Source organism: Rhizobium phaseoli (genome assembly GCF_003985125.1).
Classification (GTDB): Bacteria; Pseudomonadota; Alphaproteobacteria; order Rhizobiales; family Rhizobiaceae; genus Rhizobium; species Rhizobium phaseoli.
In genome coordinates, this window is record NZ_ML133573.1 from 66,519 (window position 1) to 83,975 (window position 17,457).

The following is a 17,457-nucleotide window of genomic DNA, read 5'->3' on the forward strand; positions in this document are numbered from 1 at the left end:
TCCCTGGAAGCGGATGCTGCGTTGCAGCGTCGGCGGCGAGGTTATGCCCAAAGCCGGCGGGCTGGCAATTCCGCTTTATTCGCTTTTCTCATCCGTATCCGTGTCCTATTGATTTGCAACGATAATGATGTGTTTGAGGAGGGATTTGATGAGTGGATATGTTCTGGCGATCGATCAGGGAACGACGTCGACGCGGGCGATCGTCTTCGATCGCGATATGCATGTCGCCGGCAAGGGCCAGAAGGAATTCACCCAGATCTATCCGCGTTCTGGCTGGGTGGAGCACGATCCCGAGGAGATCTGGGATTCGGTTGTGTCCACGGTCAACATGGCGTTGCGCGATGCCGGGATTACGGCGAGGGATGTTGCGGCACTCGGCATCACCAATCAGCGCGAGACGGTGGTCGTCTGGGAGCGCGAGACGGGCCGGCCGATCCAGAATGCCATCGTCTGGCAGGACCGGCGCACCGCGAGCTATTGCGATAATCTGAAGCGGCAGGATCTCGAGCGGCTGTTCACCAAGAAGACCGGCCTGCTCCTCGATCCCTATTTTTCCGGAACGAAGCTTTCCTGGATGCTGGCCAACGTGAAGGGTGCGCGGGCGCGTGCCGCCAGGGGCGATCTCTGCTTCGGGACGATCGACACCTTCCTGATCTGGCGGCTGACAGGCGGCAAGAGCTTCGTCACCGACGCCACCAATGCCTCGCGCACGCTGATGTACAATATCGCCGAAAATAGCTGGGACGAGGACCTGCTCGATATTCTGAGGGTGCCGGCCGCCATGCTGCCGGAAGTCAAGGATTGCGCCGCCGATTTCGGGACGGTCGACGCCAGTATCTTTGGCGCTGCGATCCCGATTCTCGGGGTCGCCGGCGACCAGCAGGCGGCGACCATCGGTCAGGCCTGCTTTGCGCCGGGCATGCTGAAATCGACCTATGGCACTGGCTGTTTCGCGCTGCTCAACACGGGCGCCGATATGGTCCGCTCGAAAAATCGGCTGTTGACCACCATCGCCTATCGCCTGAACGGGGAGACGACCTACGCGCTCGAGGGATCGATCTTCATCGCCGGTGCAGCGGTGCAATGGCTGCGGGACGGACTCGGGATCATCGGCAGCGCCGCCGAGAGCAACATGCTTGCCGAAAAGGCTGATCCCACGCAGGAGGTCTATCTCGTGCCCGCCTTTACCGGGCTGGGCGCGCCGCATTGGGACGCCAAGGCGCGCGGTGCCATCTTCGGGCTGACACGCAATACCGGCCCGGCGGAATTTTCCCGCGCCGCGCTCGAGGCCGTCTGCTACCAGACTCGTGACCTGCTCGACGCCATGCAGAAGGATTGGAAGAACAGCGGCGATGACACGGTGCTGCGAGTCGATGGCGGCATGGTCGCCTCCGACTGGACGATGCAGCGCCTCGCCGACCTGCTTGATGCTCCGGTCGACCGCCCGGTCATTCTCGAGACGACGGCGCTCGGTGCCGCCTGGCTCGCCGGCAGCCGGGCTGGGGTCTGGCCGGACAGGGACGGCTTTTCGGCGATGTGGAAACGCGACCGGCGGTTCGAGCCCCATATGGACGAGAAGGTGCGGACGACCAAGCTCAAGGGCTGGAAGAGTGCGGTCCGGCGGACGCTGAGCGAGGGGTGAGGCGCGATCAGAACCGCATCATAACGCCTGGTGTCCCCACGGGCTGCTTGGCTGTTCGGGCGCCTTTCTTTTGATAATTTTTTAATGCGACCTGTCGGCTAAGCGGTTACTCCTTCGTCATTCGGAAAGAGGAGTGACCCGATGCTTTATGCAATCCTTTGTTACGCCCATGAGGAAACCGTCTTCGCCTGGAGCCAGGAGGAGGAGGCTGCCGTCATGGAGAAACTTTACGCCGTGCAGGAGCCGCTGGCGAAAGCCGGCAAGCTCGGTCCCGTCGGCCGGCTGATGCCGACGACGGCTGCGACTACGGTGCGCAAAGGCAAGGACGAGCCCTTGGTCATCGACGGGCCTTTTGCGGAAACGAAGGAGGCGCTTCTCGGCTTCTATGTGGTTGACTTGGAAACCCTCGACGAGGCCGTCGCCTTCTCGAAGCAGCTTTCATCCGTCAATCCCGGTTCCACCTCATATGAAATTCGGCCTTTCTACGTCTTCAGGCCGGGAGATGCTGCATCATGACCGATATTGCCTGGATCGACCTCGCTCTTGCCTCGGCCCGTCCGAAGGCGCTTGGCGCGCTGCTGCGCTATTTCCGTGATCTCGATACCGCGGAAGAGGCGTTCCAGGAGGCATGCCTGAGGGCGATCCGGACATGGCCGGAGAAGGGACCGCCGCGCGATCCGACGGCCTGGCTCATCTTCGTCGGCCGCAACAGCGGCATCGACGCGGTGCGCAAGCGATCGAAGCTCCAGGCGCTGCCGGATGAGGACGTCATTTCCGATACCGAGGATGCCGAAAGCGATATCGCCGAGCGGCTGGACGATTCCAATTATCGCGACGATATCCTGCGGCTTCTTTTTATCTGCTGCCATCCGGATCTGCCGGCCACCCAGCAGATCGCGCTGGCGCTGCGCATCGTGTCCGGCCTTTCCGTGCAGCAGATCGCGCGCGCTTTCCTGGTCTCCGAAAGCGCCATGGAGCAGCGCATCACCCGGGCAAAGGCGCGTGTCGCAAAAGCCGGCGTGCCGTTCGAAACGCCGAGCCCTGATGAGAGGGGCCAGCGACTTTCGATCGTCAGTACGATGATTTACCTGATCTTCAACGAGGGTTACAGCCAGGCCGACCCGAGACATGAAGCGGCCGCCTTCAGCGACGAGGCGATCCGGCTGGCACGGCTGATGCTGCACATTTTCCCCGCCGAACCGGAGCTGATGGGGCTGCTTGCGCTCATGCTCCTGCAGATTTCGCGCCGGCCGGCGCGCTTCAGCGCCGAGGGCGAAATCGTGCTGCTCGAAGATCAGAACCGCTTGCTTTGGAACCAGCCCTTCATTAACGAGGCGCTCGCGCTGCTCGACAAGGCGTTGCGGCACCGCCGGCCGGGGCCCTTCCAGCTTCAGGCGGCCATCGCCGCGATCCATTCGCGGGCAAAACGCGCCGAAGATACCGACTGGGTGGAGATCGATCTGCTCTATCGCGCGCTGGAGCGTATTCAGCCGTCCCCCGTCGTAACGCTCAATCGCGCGGTCGTTGTTTCCAAGCTGCAGGGGCCGCAGGACGCGCTCGATCTCATTGATCCCCTAGGCGAGAAGCTCGGCGGCTATTTCTACTATCACGGCCTGCGGGGCGGGCTACTGAAGCAGCTCGGCTTGACCTGCCAGGCGCGCGAAGCCTTCGATCGCGCCATCGCGCTTGCTCATTCGGCGGCCGAGGCCGCCCATATCCGCCGGCAGATCGACAAGATGCAGGAAGAGGCTGCGCAACCGATCGCAGAATGATCAAAGAAAAATCGCCACGCTGTCGGAATGGCGAAGTTTGACACGTCCTTGTAACAGCCTGAGACGAACCAGGTTTAATCGAATGGAGAGATGTTGAGATGACCGCCAGCACCCAACATGAGCTTGTCCTTATCCGCGAATTCGAAGCCCCGCGTGATAAGATCTACAAGGCGTGGACCGATTCCGAGCTGCTGAAGCAGTGGTTCGTACCGCGCCCCTGGGGCGTGGCGGAAGCGACGCTTGATGTCCGCCCCGGCGGCTCCAACGTCATTGTCATGCAGGATCCCGAGGGCAATCGGTATCCGAACCGCGGCGTCTATCTCGAACTCGTCGAGAATGAGAAGATCGTCTTTACCGACGCCTATAGCAGCGCCTGGGTGCCTGCCGAAAAACCTTTCTTCACCGGCGTCATCCTGCTCGAAGATCTCGGCAATGGCCGCACGAAGTATACGGCCAAGGCGCTGCACTGGCGCGCCGAGGACAAGGAAGCGCACGAGAAGATGGGCTTCCACGACGGATGGGGAAAGGCCGCGGACCAGCTGGCGGAATTGCTGGCGAAGATGTGAGCGGCGAGGGGGCGTGGCGGAGGCCGCGCCGTCCTCATGCTTCACGTGCCATGTGAGGCAGCTTGGAGGATGATTCCGTTGAGGCTTGGAAGTCGTTGAATTCAGATTCGAATTGGGGTTCTGGCGGACCGGTGTTGCTGTCAAGACGGACGCCGCATCACTATCGAAACTCTCGAACATTCCGTTCCAGACTTTGTATTTGCGTTGCCGCTCGCCGGTCCTTATCTCCAGGTTGAATTTAATGGGATGCGGACAATGGAACTCGGCCTTTATACATTCGCAGACGTCAATCCTAATCCCTCGCGCAGCAAGGGAGCGGAAGGAGCCGAGCGGCTGAAGCATCTGATCGAGGAGATCGAGCTTGCCGATCAGGTCGGCCTCGACGTCTTTGGGCTCGGCGAGCATCACCGGCCGGATTATGCGGCCTCCGCTCCTGCGGTGGCGTTGGCGGCGGCTGCCGTCAAGACCAGGAACATCCGGCTGACGAGCGCCGTCACCGTGCTTTCCTCCGACGACCCGGTGCGGGTCTTCCAGCAGTTTGCGACGCTCGACCTGATTTCGGGCGGCCGGGCCGAGATCATGGCGGGGCGGGGCTCTTTCATCGAGTCCTTCCCGCTGTTTGGCTACAATCTCGAGGATTACGACCAGCTTTTCGAAGAGAAGCTCGATCTGCTGCTGGCGCTGCGCGACAGCGAGACGGTGGAATGGGAGGGCGAGCTTCGCGCGCCGATCCGTGGTCGCGGCGTCTATCCCAGGCCATTGCAGGATCCGCTGCAACTGTGGGTCGCGGTCGGCGGCACGCCGCAGTCCGTGGCGCGCGCCGGTGCGCTCGGCCTGCCGGTGGCGCTGGCGATCATCGGCGGCGAACCGCGCCGTTTCGCGCCGCTTTTCGATCTCTACCGTGAGGCGGCGCGCCGGGCAGGGCAGGACCAAACGAAGCTGAAGACCAGCATCAACGTCCACGGCTTTATCGCCGATACGACCGAGGCGGCGGCCGACCAGTTTTACGGGCCGCAGGCCGAGGTGATGAACCGCATCGGCCGCGAGCGCGGCTGGGGGCCGACAAGCCGGGCGCAATTCGACCTGTCGCGCGGGCCGAACGGCGCGCTCTTCGTCGGCGATCCGGAGGCAGTTGCCGAAAAGATTATCGCCCAACATGCGCTGTTCAGGAACGACCGCTTCCTGCTGCAGATGGCAATTGGCCTGATGCCGCATGCTGAGATCATGCGCGGCATCGAGCTCTATGGGACGAAAGTCGCGCCGACCGTCAGAAAGGCATTGACTGAAAGGAACGAAGGGGCGAAAGCCACCGCTTGAGGCGGCCGCGCCGCGCCCGCAAGGCCGGAAGAGACGAATGGTTATCGCAAACGACGATGAGCTGACAAAGCTCAAGGAGATCGGCCGGATCTGCGCCAACGCCATCCAGGTGATGGCGGCAGCGATGGAACCGGGCATGACGACGCTGGAGCTCGACCGGATCGGACGCAAGGTGCTTGAGGATTCCGGGGCGCGCTCGGCGCCGGAGTTCTGCTACCAGTTTCCCGGTGCCACCTGCATCAGCGTCAACGAGGAAATCGCCCACGGCATTCCCGGGCCACGTGTCATCCAGGCCGGCGACCTGATCAATATCGACGTCTCCGCTGAAAAGGACGGCTTCTTCGCCGATACCGGTGCTTCCTTCGCAGTGCCGCCGGTCAAGCCGAAGATCGAACGGCTCTGCCGCGACGGCCGGCGGGCGCTCTGGGTCGGGCTCAACCAGGTCAAATCGGGTGAGCCGCTGGCCAAGATCGGTACCGCCGTCGGCGCTTTCGCCCAGAAGAACCGCTATACGCTGGTTGCCAATCTGGCGAGCCACGGCGTCGGCCGTTCGTTGCACGAGGAGCCGGCCGAGCTCTCGACCTGGCCGGACCCTTCGGAAAAGCGCGTCATGACGGACGGTCTCGTCTTTACCGTCGAGCCGTTCCTTTCGCTCGGCGCCACATGGGCCGATGGCGGCGACGATGCATGGACGCTTTATGCCGATCCCAAGGCGCCGACCGTGCAATATGAACACACGGTGGTTGCGACGCGGAACGGACCGGTGATTTTGACCTTGCCGGATGGGCGGGCGTAGGGTTTCATCGTCAGCGCACCGGCCTCGTCCTTCGAGGCCCCTACGGGGCGCCTCAGATGAGGCTCTCTTGGATGCTGTTCGAATACTCCTGCGTCCGCGGTTATAAGCGCGACATCCTCCAAAGCCCCTCATGCTGAGGTGCGCAGCCCACAGGTCGAAGCCTCGAAGCACGCCGCAACGCCGCTCCCCTTGCATCATCGAACTCGGAGCGCTCGCCTCATCCGCCGACTTTCGCAGAATTGATCGATCGATCAGAAATACTCGTTTGTGGCGATCGTGCTGCGGCGCGATAAGCGGTGCATGCTTTCCCGTCCCCCTCGCTCCCCGCCGGATCTCGTCTCTACCGCCGCTGCCGGCGCCGTCGCCATGGCGGCGGCAATGGGCTTCGGGCGTTTCTCTTACACTCCGATCCTGCCTGGCATGATGAGCGGTGTGCCGCTTTCTGCGGCGGATGCCGGATTTATCGCTTCGGCCAATTTCGTCGGCTATCTCGTCGGCGCCGTGCTGGCGGCCTATGGTTGGGCGGCGGGGCGCGAACGGCTGGTGGCGCTCTTGGCACTGCTTGCCAACGCGATCCTGCTCGCCGCCATGGCGGCCACCGATTCCGTCGCGATCTTTGGGGTCATCCGGTTCCTGGCCGGCCTTGCCAGCGCCTTCGCAATGGTTTTCACCTCGTCGATCGTGCTCAGCCACGGGACTGCTGCCGGCAATGACCATGTGCAGGCGGCGCATTTCGGCGGGCCGGGCGCGGGCATCGCGCTTTCGTCGGTCATGGTGCTGCTGATCGGTCTTGGCTTTCACGACGAGCCGGGCGGCTGGCGCGCCGATTGGATCGGCGGGGCGCTCTATTGTACGGCAAGTCTCGCCATTGTCTGGTGGCTCTTGCCCATGGCGACGGCGCAATCGCTGCGGACGGGCAAGGAACCGGCGCTCAACTGGAGCCGGCCGATGGTGCTTGTCACGCTCTCCTACGGCCTGTTCGGCTTCGGCTACGTGATCACGGCGACCTTCCTCGTCACCATCGCACGCATGGCGGCGACGGGGGCTTTCGTCGAATTTCTCTGCTGGTTCATTGCCGGTGTGACGGCGGCGGTGGCGCTGTTTGCCTGGAAGCCGTTGGTCAGGCCGCTCGGCCTCGGCGGCGTCTATGTCGCGGCGCTCCTCATCGAGGCGGTCGGTGTGCTCGCCACCGTAGCGCTGCCGCCCTCGGTTGCGCCGCTGATCGGCGGGGCGTTATTCGGGGCGACGTTCCTTGCGATCACAGCCTACGGACTGCAGATCGGCCGGAAGCTTTCGCCCAAGAGCCCGCGGAGGATCCTGGCGATGATGACGGCGGCCTTCGGCCTCGGCCAGATCGTCGGGCCAATCGTTGCGGGCTGGATCGCCGAACGCTCAGGCAGTTTCACCGTGCCGACGGTGATCGCTGCCGGCGCCCTTCTGGTCTGCGCCGCGCTCGTCATGCCGGTGATGAAGGAAATCCCTTAAGTGGTTACAAGTGCGTAACAATGGCTTGAGTCCATTGCCGCTTTCTTCGAACTGCCTTAATTTCCGGGCAATCAGCATCTGCTGATGCTCCCGAGATTCCCGTTCAGGAAAGTACCGCAGTGTTCCTATCATTTTTCCCGAAGCCAAAAGCTTTCTTTATATCGGCCGCACTCTGGTGTTTGGCCGCAGTTCTTCTCTGGTACTTTGGTGGCGAGCAAGCTGGTGCAGCGATCGGACTGCCGCCTCTTCCCGAAGGACAGGAGGCACCTATCGGTGTGTCTGTCTTTTGGACGGCGCCTTTCCTCTGGTTCTATATCTACTATTTAATTGTCGTTGGTTTGTTCACGGCCTTCTGGTTCTGGTATAGTCCGCATCCTTGGCAGTCTTGGTCAGTTCTCGGTGCCTCGCTGATCATTTTCACCACCTACTTTGGTGTACAGGTCAGTGTTGCTGTAAACGCTTGGTATGGGCCTTTCTATAATTTGGTCCAGCAAGCGCTAGAGAAGGTAGGTTCAGTTCCCGCTTCACGATTTTATGCGGAACTGCTGATATTCGCCAGTATAGCGTTCGTTGCGGTTGCGATTCGAGTTTTTACCTCGTTCTTCGTAAGCCATTGGGTATTTCGTTGGCGGACAGCGATGAACGACTACTATGTCGCTAACTGGCCCAAGCTGCGGCATGTGGAAGGTGCGTCTCAGCGCGTGCAGGACGATACGATGCGATTTGCACAAACGATTGAGGGTTTGGGCGTCAGCTTTGTCGACTCCATCATGACGTTGATCGCCTTTTTGCCGGTACTTTTTCGGCTGGGCGCAAATATTACGGAATTGCCGCTGATCGGCCCCATCCCGCATGCGCTTGTCTGGGCCGCAATCTTCTGGTCGTTGTTCGGAACAGTCTTTCTGGCGATTGTCGGTATCAAGCTGCCTGGGCTGCAATTCCTCAATCAGCGCGTGGAAGCCCACTACCGCAAGGAACTGGTCTATGGCGAGGATCATGCAGATCGCGCGGATCCGTTAACGTTGGCTGAATTATTTACGAATGTCCGACGGAATTATTTCCGTATCTATTTCCACTATACATACTTCAATGTCGCGCGTCTTTTCTATTCTCAGGCTGATAATATATTCAGTTTTATCGTTCTCATTCCATCGATTGTGGCAGGTAAGCTGACGCTGGGATTGATGACGCAGATCACGAATGTCTTCGATCAGGTTCGCGGATCTTTTCAATATCTCGTGAGTTCCTGGACGACTATTATCGAGCTGTTGTCCATCTACAAACGTCTTAGGACTTTCGAGGCGGCGATCGACGATGAACCGCTACCTGCGATCGATCGGCACTATCTGGAGAGGGAAGCCGGCGTCGTACATGTCGATGGTTGACTGGTGAGGTTGGGCGGATGAGGCGGACTGCGCAGCACCATCCTCATTGTCAAAAGGCCCGTCAGAGCCCCGACGTCTGCTGCAGCTTGCCGCGCGCCTCGATCATCGGGATCGCTTCGGAATAGCTGACGCAGGCGACATCGGCCCGGTGGCAGACGTCGCTAACCAGGCGGTCGAGCGCGCGCCAGTAGGCGCCGCCGTTCATTTCCACGAAATGGAAGCCGAGCTGGAGGGGGATGCGGTTGCCGTTGTACTGGCGGTCGAAGGCCTGGGAGAAGGCGGCATAGGAGCGATCCTCGAATTCCTTCGAATCGGCCCTGTCTTCCTCGCCCTTGGAGTGCCGCACGAACAGATTGTAGTCCATGCCGATGATCGGCTTTTCGCTAGGGCCCTCGGGGATCAGCGGCAGGCCGAAGCGGATGATGCCGTCTTCTTCGACCGGCATGGCCGGGCCTTTGGTGACGAGGCTTGCATCATAGGAGAAGCCGGCCTTCTTTTCGGCGGCGATCATGTCGGCGCCCGCCGTTGCCGCGAGATAGGGGGCGCGAAAGCCCTTGATGCCGTGATCGACAAGGTCCGGCCAGCCGGCAGGTTCCTCGAGGCCGACGCTCTTCCAGGCATTATTCAGCGTCGCGTGGAAAGTGGCATATTCAGCCGACCAATCGGCCTCGCTCCAGAGGCGGCCGTCGAAATGGCCGCAGGCGTGGCTCGATATGTCGTGGCCTTCGAGATGGGCATGCCAGATGTTGCCGAGCCGTTCGCGGATCTCGTCGTCGCTCTGGGCGAAGCCGACATTCGATTTTCCGCGTTTCTGGTGCGGCGCCTGATAGGCCTTCTTCGCCGTCTCGTTCATCAGGAAGGTGCAGGAGAGGAAATAGGTGAAGTGGGCCCCGTTCCTGGCGGCCATCTCCCGGCTTTTCAGCCAGAGCGCATTGTCGTGGGCGCCGTCGAAGGAGATGAGGACGAGCTGTTTCGGCCGGTCAGCCGCCTCGGCGATTGCCGGGAGGAGGAACGAAGCAGTCAGGCAGGTGGAGAGGAGAAGACGGGACATGGACACCGCGACAATTTGATCGCGGTTTCCCTCCTATAGAATTGCGGCGAAGCTGCGGTCTCAACTGGTATTTTTTCCCGTCAGCCGCTAAGCCATGACAAACTGCACGGAAGGGACCGCAATGGCACTGCTTATCATCGGCATCATACTTTTTCTCGGCGTGCATCTGGTGCGGGTCGTGGCTCCCGGCTTTCGCCAGTCGATGATCGCAAGCCTCGGCGAGAAAGGGTGGCGGGCCGCCTATTCGATCGCCAGTCTCGCCACGCTGATCCTGTTGATCTACGGGTTCGGACAGGCGCGCGCGGTGACCGGCATGCTTTACAACCCGCCGGTCTGGATGGCGCATATCACGATCACGCTGATGCTGGTCGCGATGATCTGTCTGGTCGCCTCGCTGCTGCCGGCCGGGCATATTGCCACCAAGACGAAACATCCGATGGTTCTGTCGGTAAAGATCTGGGCGCTGGCGCATCTGCTCGCCAATGGCGACACGTCTTCGGTGCTGCTGTTTGCCGCTTTTCTCGCCTGGGGCGTCATCCTGCGCATCTCGCTGAAGCGGCGCGAGCGGGCGGGCGAGATCACGCTGCGCCCCTTCGTCTCGGCGAAATACGATCTCTATGCCGTCGTCATCGGTATCGTTGCCTGGGGGCTGATCATCTGGAAGCTGCACGAATGGTTGATCGGCGTTTCGCCGCTGGTGATGTAACGAATCTTTCATATCCCCCTTACAACCGCGGCAAAATGGGGTAGAAGGCCCGGCAATGTGCGCAGCGCACAGCCTATGGGTATTTCCGCGGCCGGAGACGAGAATGGCATTCAACGACGACAGCTTCATCCGTGAAGTCAATGAGGAATTGCGGTCCGACCAGATGAAGGGCGCCTGGCGCCGGTTCGGCCGCTATATCATCGTCGCCGCCATCCTGATCGTCGTCGGCACCGCCGGCAAGGTTCTCTACGACTACTGGGATGATACCCGCTCCTCGGGCGCCGGCGACCAGTTCCTGGCGGCGATGAAGCTGGCCGACGAGAACAAGAACGATGAAGCGCTGGCCGCGCTCGACAAGCTGGAGAAGGAAGGCCATGGCGCCTATCCGGTGCTGGCGCGCATGCGGGCCGCGACCGTCCAGGCCCAAAAGGGCGACGTCGCCGCGGCGATCGCCGCCTTCAACGAAATCGGCAAAGACAACGGCGTTCCCGCTGCCGTGCGCGATGCCGCCAGAATGCGTGCGGGCTGGCTGCTGATCGAGAACGGCTCCTATGAGCAGGTTTCGGCCGCGATCGAGGAAATGGCCGTGCCGGGCAACGCCTTCCGCCATTCGGCGCGCGAGGCACTCGGTCTGGCCGCCTACAAGGCCGGCAACATGGCGCAGGCGCGGCAGTGGTTCCAGTCGATTATCGATGACGCCGAAAGCCCGCGTCCTGTTGCCAATCGCGCCCAGATGATGCTTGATCTCATTACCGCATCCGGCAAGGCGCCCGCCGCGCAGGGCTGAGTTTTAAGGAAAAAGAATGAGTTTCACGGTCGCCATCGTCGGTCGTCCGAATGTCGGCAAGTCGACGCTTTTCAACCGCCTGGTGGGCAAGAAGCTTGCGCTCGTCGACGATACACCCGGCGTGACCCGCGACCGCCGGCCGGGTGATGCGCGGCTGATGGGTCTGACCTTTACGATTATCGATACGGCCGGTCTGGAAGAAGCCGACGAGGAAAGTCTGCAGGGCCGGATGCGCGCCCAGACGGAAGCGGCGATCGATGAGGCCGATCTTTCCCTTTTCGTCGTCGATGCCAAGAACGGGCTGACGCCTGTCGATACCGCTCTTGCCGAAATGCTGCGCCGGCGCGGCAAGCCGGTGGTGCTCGTCGCCAACAAATCCGAAGCGCGCGGCTCCGACAGCGGCTTCTACGACGCCTATACGCTGGGGCTTGGCGAGCCGACGCCGATTTCGGCCGAACACGGGCAGGGAATGATCGACCTGCGCGACGCGATCGTCGCCGCGATCGGAAAGGATCGCGCCTATGCCAAGGAGGATGTCGCGGTTACCGATGTCGACATTCCGCCGAGCGAAAACGAGGCCGACGGCGAGGACGAAGAGCCGATCTATGACGACACCAAGCCGCTCAGGGTGGCGATCGTCGGCCGGCCGAATGCAGGCAAGTCGACGCTGATCAACCGTTTTCTCGGCGAGGACCGGCTGTTGACCGGGCCCGAGGCCGGCATCACCCGCGACTCCATCTCGGTCGAATGGGATTGGCGCGGCCGCACCATCAAGATGTTCGACACCGCAGGCATGCGCCGCAAGGCACGGGTAACCGAAAAGCTGGAGAAACTTTCGGTCGCCGATGCTCTGCGCGCCATCCGTTTCGCCGAGACCGTGGTCATCGTCTTCGATGCGACGATCCCCTTCGAGAAGCAGGACCTGCAGATCGTCGACCTCGTGTTGCGCGAGGGGCGCGCCGCCGTCCTCGCCTTCAACAAATGGGACATGATCGAGGACCGGCAGGCGGTGCTTGCCGACCTGCGTGAAAAGACCGACCGGCTGCTGCCGCAGGCGCGCGGCATTCGCGCCGTGCCGATCTCCGGCCAGACCGGCTGGGGGCTCGACAAGCTGATGCAGTCGATCATCGATACCGACAGGGTCTGGAACAAACGCATCTCGACGGCACGGCTTAACCGCTGGCTGGAAACGCAGCAGATCCAGCATCCGCCACCGGCCGTGTCCGGCCGGCGCATCAAGCTGAAATACATGACCCAGGTCAAGGCCCGCCCGCCGGCCTTCATGATCTCCTGCACTCGTTCCGACGCGCTGCCGGAATCCTATACGCGCTATCTGATCAACGGGCTGCGCGCCGATTTCGACATGCCGAGTGTGCCGATCCGGATTCATTTCCGTTCGGCTGAGAATCCGTTCGAGTCGAAGAAGAAGCGGACGTAAGGGGCGGGGCGCTGGGTTGGCGCCTTCATATTCGCTTGTGTCGTGCTTCGGGGTGCCCCGGAACGAGGTGGTGCGGTTAGCCGTGAGTCCCGCTCTTATTCAACGCCTCGCGCAGCGCCACGATCTCAGCCTGCAGCCGAGTGAGATTCGCCGCATCGCGGCCGCTCGCTTCCACGATACAGCCCGGAATGCCGATCGCTTTTTCCTTCAGGCGACTGCCTTCCTCGCTCAAGCGAATGACGACGACGCGTTCGTCCTCGCTGCTGCGTTCGCGCCTGATATAACCGGCGCTTTCCAGGCGTTTGAGCAGCGGCGTCAGCGTGCTCGATTCCAGGAAGAGCTTTTCGCCCAGGCCTCCGACCGTTTGGCCGTCCTGTTCCCATAGTGCGACCATGGCCAGATATTGCGGATAGGTGAGGCCGAGCGTGTCGAGAAGCGGCTTGTAGACGCGGTTCAGCGCGTGGCTCGCCGTATAGACGGCAAAGCAGATCAAATCGTCGAGCTTCATCGGATCCTGCATGGGGCAATCTCCAAAACCGGTCGACATATATCGCGCGATAAATAATCGGAAGCGATTTTTATGCATGGCTGGCATGCCGAGATTTAAATCGGGCGATAAATAATCGTGTGCGATATAAGGCGTGTTCAGAACGAACATCGAAGAACCGAGAGGACAGGACAATGTCGACCATCAAGACCGCAGTTTCCGCAGCAGCACTCCTGGCAGCTTCCGCCGTCGGCGCGCTTGCCGATCCGGTGCTCGAGCCGACAACGCAGAAGTTCATCGATAGCCTGGCGGGCGGCAAGCCGATCTACACGCTGTCGCCTGCCGATGCCCGCAATGTGCTGGCGGGTGCGCAAAAGGGCGATGTCAAGAAGCTGGCCGCCAAGGAAGAAGACAAGGTCATCAAATCAGGCCCGACCGGCAGCATCAAGCTGCGGATTGTCCGCCCCGAGAATGCCAAGGGCACGCTGCCGGTCATTCTCTACTTCCATGGCGGTGGCTGGGTACTCGGCGATGCGGATACGCATGACCGGCTGGTGCGCGAGATCGCCAATGGCGCCAATGCCGCCGTCGTCTTCGTCGACTACGACCGCTCGCCGGAGGCGCGCTATCCGGTGGCCATCGAGCAGGCCTATGCCGCGAGCAAATATGTCGCCGAGCATGCCAAAGAGTTCAACGTCGACGCCAACAGGCTGGCGGTCGCAGGCGACAGCGTCGGCGGCAACATGGCGGCCGTGGTGACGCTGCTTGCCAAGGAGCGTGGCGGTCCTGCCATTGACCAGCAGGTGCTGTTCTACCCCGTCACCGACGCCAATTTCGACAACGGTTCCTATAATGAGTTCGCTAATGGCCCGTGGCTGACGAAGGAAGCGATGAAGTGGTTCTGGAACGCCTACCTGCCCGATGAGGCCAAGCGCAAGGAGCCGACGGCTTCGCCGCTGCAGGCATCGCTCGAACAGCTCAACGGCCTGCCGCCGGCTCTCATCATCACCGATGAAAACGACGTGCTGCGCGACGAAGGCGAAGCCTATGGCCGCAAGCTCAGCCAAGCCGGCGTCAAAGTCACCTCGATCCGCTATAACGGTACGATCCACGACTTCGTGCTGCTGAATGCGATTACCGAAACGCCGGCGGTCCGCAGTGCGATCAAGGTCGCGAACGACACGCTTCGCAGCGCTTTGCATAAGTAAGGGCGATTAGAACTCTTTCACGCAATTCCCTAGGAAAGTCGCTTCGCGCATTTTCCCGGCAAAACCGCTTCACACTTTTGCTGGAATTGCTTTAGTCCGAGGACGGCAAAGGCCCGGCGGCTTCGCCGGGCTTTCTGCTTCTCGGAAGCGACTTGGCGAATTGCCAGGCCTTCTTCCATTTCGGCGTGATGACGCCGTTGGCGGCGCGGATATTGTTGATGAATTGCAACGTTGCTGCCTCCCAGGAGTATTGCATGGCCAGGGCACGCGCCTTCTCGCGCGAGGCCGAGAGGGCGGCGAGACAGGCGACGCGCAGATCCGCATCGAGCGCCCCAACCTCACTATCCTCGCCGATAATATCCAGCGGGCCGGTGACCGGGTAGGCCGCAACAGGCACTCCCGACGCCAGCGCTTCGAGGATCGTGTTGCCGAAGGTGTCGGTGAGCGACGGGAAGACGAAGACGTCGGCCTGGGCATAGATTTTCGCCAGATCCTCGCCGAATTTCACGCCGGTAAAGTGCACATCCGGATAGCGCTGCTCCAGTTCGACGCGCGCCGGGCCATCGCCAACGACAACCTTCGAGCCGGGCAAGTCGAGATCGAGAAAGGCCGGCAAGTTCTTTTCCAGCGCCACACGGCCAACCGTCATGAAGATCGGACGCGGCAGGCCGAAAGGCTCCGCTTCGAGCGGCATGGGATGAAATTGCGTCGCGTCGATACCGCGGGTCCAGGGCATCAAGTTCTTGATGCCGCGGGCCGACAGATCGCGGGCAAGGCTCGGCGTCGCGACCATGCAGCCGGCGCCGCCATTGTGGAACCAACGCACGAAGGCATAGAGCCAGCTCTGCGGGATCGGCAGCCGGGCGGAAACATATTCGGGAAAGCGGGTGTGATAGCTGGTGGAGAATGGCATGCGCTTGCGCAGGCACCAGCGGCGGGCTGTCAGCCCCAGCGGACCTTCGGTGGCGATGTGCACATAGGTGGGATTATGCTTTTCGATCTCGCGCGCGACACGGCGGTAACCGGTGATCGACAGGCGGATCTCGGGATAGGTCGGGCAGGGGATGCTGTTGAAGCGCTCGGGCGTCACCATCGAAACCTCAACGCCCATCTTCGCCAATTCGCGATTGGTGTTCTCGATCGAACGCACGACGCCATTGACCTGCGGATGCCAGGCGTCGGTGACGATCACCAGCCGTTCCGGCAGATTACCGGCGGAAGCAGCTTTGGCCCAGCTCTCGCCGCTATAAGTGTTTGCCGGACGTTGCAGCATGTCGTGATTTCCATCCGCGTTGCGATGATCTGGCAACGCTCTACCCCTTAGCGGGGTTCCGGAATGGCGATTCCCGCCTCTTTATTTTGAGGCATGAGCATGATGGAAATATTACAGCGCTGTATGAACAGTTACAGCGGCTTAACGCCGTGAAGCCGGCAATTATGTCGGGAGGAAGAGAGCCTCGGAGGCACAAAAGGAGACGGCGCCGGCGGGGAGGCCGGCGCCGCTTGGGAGGTTAGGCTGCAGCGGAAGCCGAACCGGAGAGCGGAACTTCCGAGATCGTCTTCAGTACCTGGGAAGCGATCTGGTAGGGGCAGCCCTGCGAGTTCGGGCGGCGATCTTCCAGATAGCCCTTGTAGTCGTTCTTGATGAAGGAGTGCGGTACGCGGATCGAGGCGCCACGGTCTGCAACGCCGTAGGAGAACTTGTTCCACGGAGCCGTTTCGTGCTTGCCGGTCAGGCGCTTGTCGTTGTCAGGGCCGTAGACGTTGATGTGGTCCATCAGGTTCTTTTCGAACTGGGCCATCAGCGCCTCGAAATAGGCCTTGCCGCCGACTTCGCGCATGTACTTGGTCGAGAAGTTGCAATGCATGCCCGAACCGTTCCAGTCGGTGTCGCCGAGCGGCTTGCAATGATACTCGATGTCGATGCCGTATTTTTCGGTCAGGCGCTGCAGGAGGTAGCGCGCCATCCAGATCTGGTCGGCTGCCTTCTTGGAGCCCTTGCCGAAGATCTGGAATTCCCACTGGCCCTTGGCCACTTCGGCATTGATGCCTTCGTGGTTGATGCCGGCCGCCAGGCAAAGGTCGAGATGCTCTTCGACGATTTCGCGGGCGACCGAGCCGACGTTCGAATAGCCGACGCCGGTGTAGTAGGGGCCCTGCGGAGCCGGATAACCGGACTCGGGGAAGCCAAGCGGACGGCCGTTTTCGTAGAAGAAGTATTCCTGCTCGAAGCCGAACCAGGCATCTTCATCGTCGAGGATGGTCGCGCGAGCATTGCTCGGATGCGGCGTGACGCCGTCGGGCATCATGACTTCGCACATGACCAGAACGCCGTTCGTACGGGCCGGGTCGGGATAGATGGCGACGGGCTTCAGCACGCAATCGGAGCTGCGGCCTTCGGCCTGCATGGTCGACGAACCGTCGAAGCCCCAGAGCGGAAGCTGTTCCAGCGTCGGGAATGCGTCGAATTCCTTGATCTGCGTCTTGCCACGCAGGTTCGGTACCGGAGTGTACCCATCGAGCCAAATATACTCGAGCTTATATTTTGTCATCGTGACTCTCTCAATGCTACGTAGGTGCGCAAATCCGGAGGCGATCTCGGCGCGTGAGCGCATCCGACCGCCAGGGGATGAAGCTCTTGAAGCATGTGGCGTGCCAGTTTGATTGCCGGCGAAAGAAAAATCGAGAATCAGCCGGCCGGCACGTGTTTTTCTCCATCGAGCAACCACCCTGACCGGGTACGCGAACACCGTATCCTGCTGAGAAAGCATATTTTCCGCTTCGGAACCCGATGAAAATTTCAGCGTTAGTGTGAAG

Annotated in this window: 16 protein-coding genes; 12 read left to right on the forward strand and 4 right to left on the reverse strand. The window is 61.3% G+C overall.

Annotated elements, in window-relative coordinates; translation table 11 throughout:
* The first annotated feature begins 148 nt into the window (after nt 1–148).
* From glpK to sbmA, 8 genes are all read left to right on the forward strand, one after another.
* Entirely contained in the window at nt 149–1,642 is a 1,494-nt protein-coding gene (glpK, locus tag EFD56_RS16825) for a glycerol kinase GlpK (protein WP_126905865.1), read from the forward strand.
* A 141-nt stretch (nt 1,643–1,783) separates the two neighbouring features.
* Nucleotides 1,784–2,158, forward strand: a complete 375-nt coding sequence (locus tag EFD56_RS16830) for a YciI family protein (RefSeq protein ID WP_004672689.1) — start codon at nt 1,784–1,786, stop codon at nt 2,156–2,158.
* A complete protein-coding gene (locus EFD56_RS16835; protein WP_085743001.1) occupies nt 2,155–3,414 on the forward strand; it encodes an RNA polymerase sigma factor in 1,260 nt (419 codons plus the stop codon). Before EFD56_RS16830 ends, EFD56_RS16835 begins: the two co-directional genes overlap by 4 nt.
* Nucleotides 3,415–3,512: 98 nt before the next feature.
* Nucleotides 3,513–3,980 carry an SRPBCC family protein gene (locus tag EFD56_RS16840; RefSeq protein WP_126905866.1) on the forward strand — a complete coding sequence of 156 codons (468 nt, stop codon included), beginning with the start codon at nt 3,513–3,515 and terminating at the stop codon, nt 3,978–3,980.
* A 255-nt stretch (nt 3,981–4,235) separates the two neighbouring features.
* Nucleotides 4,236–5,297: an LLM class flavin-dependent oxidoreductase gene (locus EFD56_RS16845; RefSeq protein WP_126905867.1), complete on the forward strand. Its 1,062-nt coding sequence runs from the start codon at nt 4,236–4,238 to the stop codon at nt 5,295–5,297.
* A gap of 37 nt (nt 5,298–5,334) precedes the next feature.
* Nucleotides 5,335–6,093, forward strand: a complete 759-nt coding sequence (map, locus tag EFD56_RS16850; RefSeq protein ID WP_126905868.1) for a type I methionyl aminopeptidase — start codon at nt 5,335–5,337, stop codon at nt 6,091–6,093.
* Between the two features lie 300 nt (nt 6,094–6,393).
* Complete coding sequence (locus EFD56_RS16855) at nt 6,394–7,578, forward strand: YbfB/YjiJ family MFS transporter (protein ID WP_183820254.1); 1,185 nt, start codon at nt 6,394–6,396, stop codon at nt 7,576–7,578.
* Nucleotides 7,579–7,697: 119 nt separating this feature from the next.
* On the forward strand, nt 7,698–8,963 hold the full coding sequence (sbmA, locus tag EFD56_RS16860; RefSeq protein ID WP_064811022.1) for a peptide antibiotic transporter SbmA: 1,266 nt from the start codon (nt 7,698–7,700) through the stop codon (nt 8,961–8,963).
* A gap of 61 nt (nt 8,964–9,024) precedes the next feature.
* Here sbmA and EFD56_RS16865 read toward each other — a convergent pair whose 3' ends face one another.
* Nucleotides 9,025–10,014: a polysaccharide deacetylase family protein gene (locus EFD56_RS16865; protein WP_126905869.1), complete on the reverse strand. Its 990-nt coding sequence runs from the start codon at nt 10,012–10,014 to the stop codon at nt 9,025–9,027.
* Between the two features lie 121 nt (nt 10,015–10,135).
* Between EFD56_RS16865 and EFD56_RS16870 the strand changes: the two genes are divergently transcribed.
* The 3 genes from EFD56_RS16870 to der all read left to right on the forward strand — a co-directional run bounded on the left by EFD56_RS16870 (nt 10,136) and on the right by der (nt 12,945).
* On the forward strand, nt 10,136–10,720 hold the full coding sequence (locus EFD56_RS16870) for an NnrU family protein (RefSeq protein WP_126905870.1): 585 nt from the start codon (nt 10,136–10,138) through the stop codon (nt 10,718–10,720).
* 103 nt (nt 10,721–10,823) lie between these two features.
* Nucleotides 10,824–11,507, forward strand: coding sequence for a tetratricopeptide repeat protein (locus EFD56_RS16875; protein WP_126905871.1), 684 nt, complete (start codon nt 10,824–10,826; stop codon nt 11,505–11,507).
* A 16-nt stretch (nt 11,508–11,523) separates the two neighbouring features.
* The gene (gene der, locus EFD56_RS16880; RefSeq protein WP_126905872.1) at nt 11,524–12,945 is read left to right on the forward strand and encodes a ribosome biogenesis GTPase Der; all 1,422 of its coding nucleotides are present in this window, start codon (nt 11,524–11,526) and stop codon (nt 12,943–12,945) included.
* Nucleotides 12,946–13,021: 76 nt separating this feature from the next.
* Here the strand turns inward: der and EFD56_RS16885 are convergent, their stop codons facing one another.
* Entirely contained in the window at nt 13,022–13,465 is a 444-nt protein-coding gene (locus EFD56_RS16885) for a MarR family winged helix-turn-helix transcriptional regulator (RefSeq protein WP_126905873.1), read from the reverse strand.
* Between the two features lie 161 nt (nt 13,466–13,626).
* Here EFD56_RS16885 and EFD56_RS16895 point away from each other — a divergent pair, with 161 nt between their 5' ends.
* Nucleotides 13,627–14,640, forward strand: coding sequence for an alpha/beta hydrolase (locus tag EFD56_RS16895; RefSeq protein WP_037140632.1), 1,014 nt, complete (start codon nt 13,627–13,629; stop codon nt 14,638–14,640).
* Between the two features lie 91 nt (nt 14,641–14,731).
* Here EFD56_RS16895 and EFD56_RS16900 read toward each other — a convergent pair whose 3' ends face one another.
* Nucleotides 14,732–15,913 (reverse strand): glycosyltransferase family 4 protein, encoded by a 1,182-nt coding sequence (locus tag EFD56_RS16900; RefSeq protein ID WP_126905874.1) that lies wholly within the window; start codon nt 15,911–15,913, stop codon nt 14,732–14,734.
* A gap of 238 nt (nt 15,914–16,151) precedes the next feature.
* On the reverse strand, nt 16,152–17,192 hold the full coding sequence (locus tag EFD56_RS16905; protein WP_004678134.1) for a glutamine synthetase beta-grasp domain-containing protein: 1,041 nt from the start codon (nt 17,190–17,192) through the stop codon (nt 16,152–16,154).
* Nucleotides 17,193–17,457: the final 265 nt, after the last annotated feature.

Bases quoted from the DNA above. Each gene is read 5' to 3' on its own strand.
- EFD56_RS16905 (WP_004678134.1), bottom strand. From the start codon at position 17,192: ATGACAAAATATAAGCTCGAGTATATTTGGCTCGATGGGTACACTCCG.
- EFD56_RS16900 (WP_126905874.1), bottom strand. From the start codon at position 15,913: ATGCTGCAACGTCCGGCAAACACTTATAGCGGCGAGAGCTGGGCCAAA.
- EFD56_RS16885 (WP_126905873.1), bottom strand. From the start codon at position 13,465: ATGCAGGATCCGATGAAGCTCGACGATTTGATCTGCTTTGCCGTCTAT.
- EFD56_RS16845 (WP_126905867.1), top strand. From the start codon at position 4,236: ATGGAACTCGGCCTTTATACATTCGCAGACGTCAATCCTAATCCCTCG.
- map (WP_126905868.1), top strand. From the start codon at position 5,335: ATGGTTATCGCAAACGACGATGAGCTGACAAAGCTCAAGGAGATCGGC.
- glpK (WP_126905865.1), top strand. From the start codon at position 149: ATGAGTGGATATGTTCTGGCGATCGATCAGGGAACGACGTCGACGCGG.
- der (WP_126905872.1), top strand. From the start codon at position 11,524: ATGAGTTTCACGGTCGCCATCGTCGGTCGTCCGAATGTCGGCAAGTCG.
- EFD56_RS16865 (WP_126905869.1), bottom strand. From the start codon at position 10,014: ATGTCCCGTCTTCTCCTCTCCACCTGCCTGACTGCTTCGTTCCTCCTC.
- EFD56_RS16840 (WP_126905866.1), top strand. From the start codon at position 3,513: ATGACCGCCAGCACCCAACATGAGCTTGTCCTTATCCGCGAATTCGAA.
- EFD56_RS16875 (WP_126905871.1), top strand. From the start codon at position 10,824: ATGGCATTCAACGACGACAGCTTCATCCGTGAAGTCAATGAGGAATTG.
- EFD56_RS16870 (WP_126905870.1), top strand. From the start codon at position 10,136: ATGGCACTGCTTATCATCGGCATCATACTTTTTCTCGGCGTGCATCTG.
- EFD56_RS16830 (WP_004672689.1), top strand. From the start codon at position 1,784: ATGCTTTATGCAATCCTTTGTTACGCCCATGAGGAAACCGTCTTCGCC.
- EFD56_RS16855 (WP_183820254.1), top strand. From the start codon at position 6,394: ATGCTTTCCCGTCCCCCTCGCTCCCCGCCGGATCTCGTCTCTACCGCC.
- EFD56_RS16895 (WP_037140632.1), top strand. From the start codon at position 13,627: ATGTCGACCATCAAGACCGCAGTTTCCGCAGCAGCACTCCTGGCAGCT.
- EFD56_RS16835 (WP_085743001.1), top strand. From the start codon at position 2,155: ATGACCGATATTGCCTGGATCGACCTCGCTCTTGCCTCGGCCCGTCCG.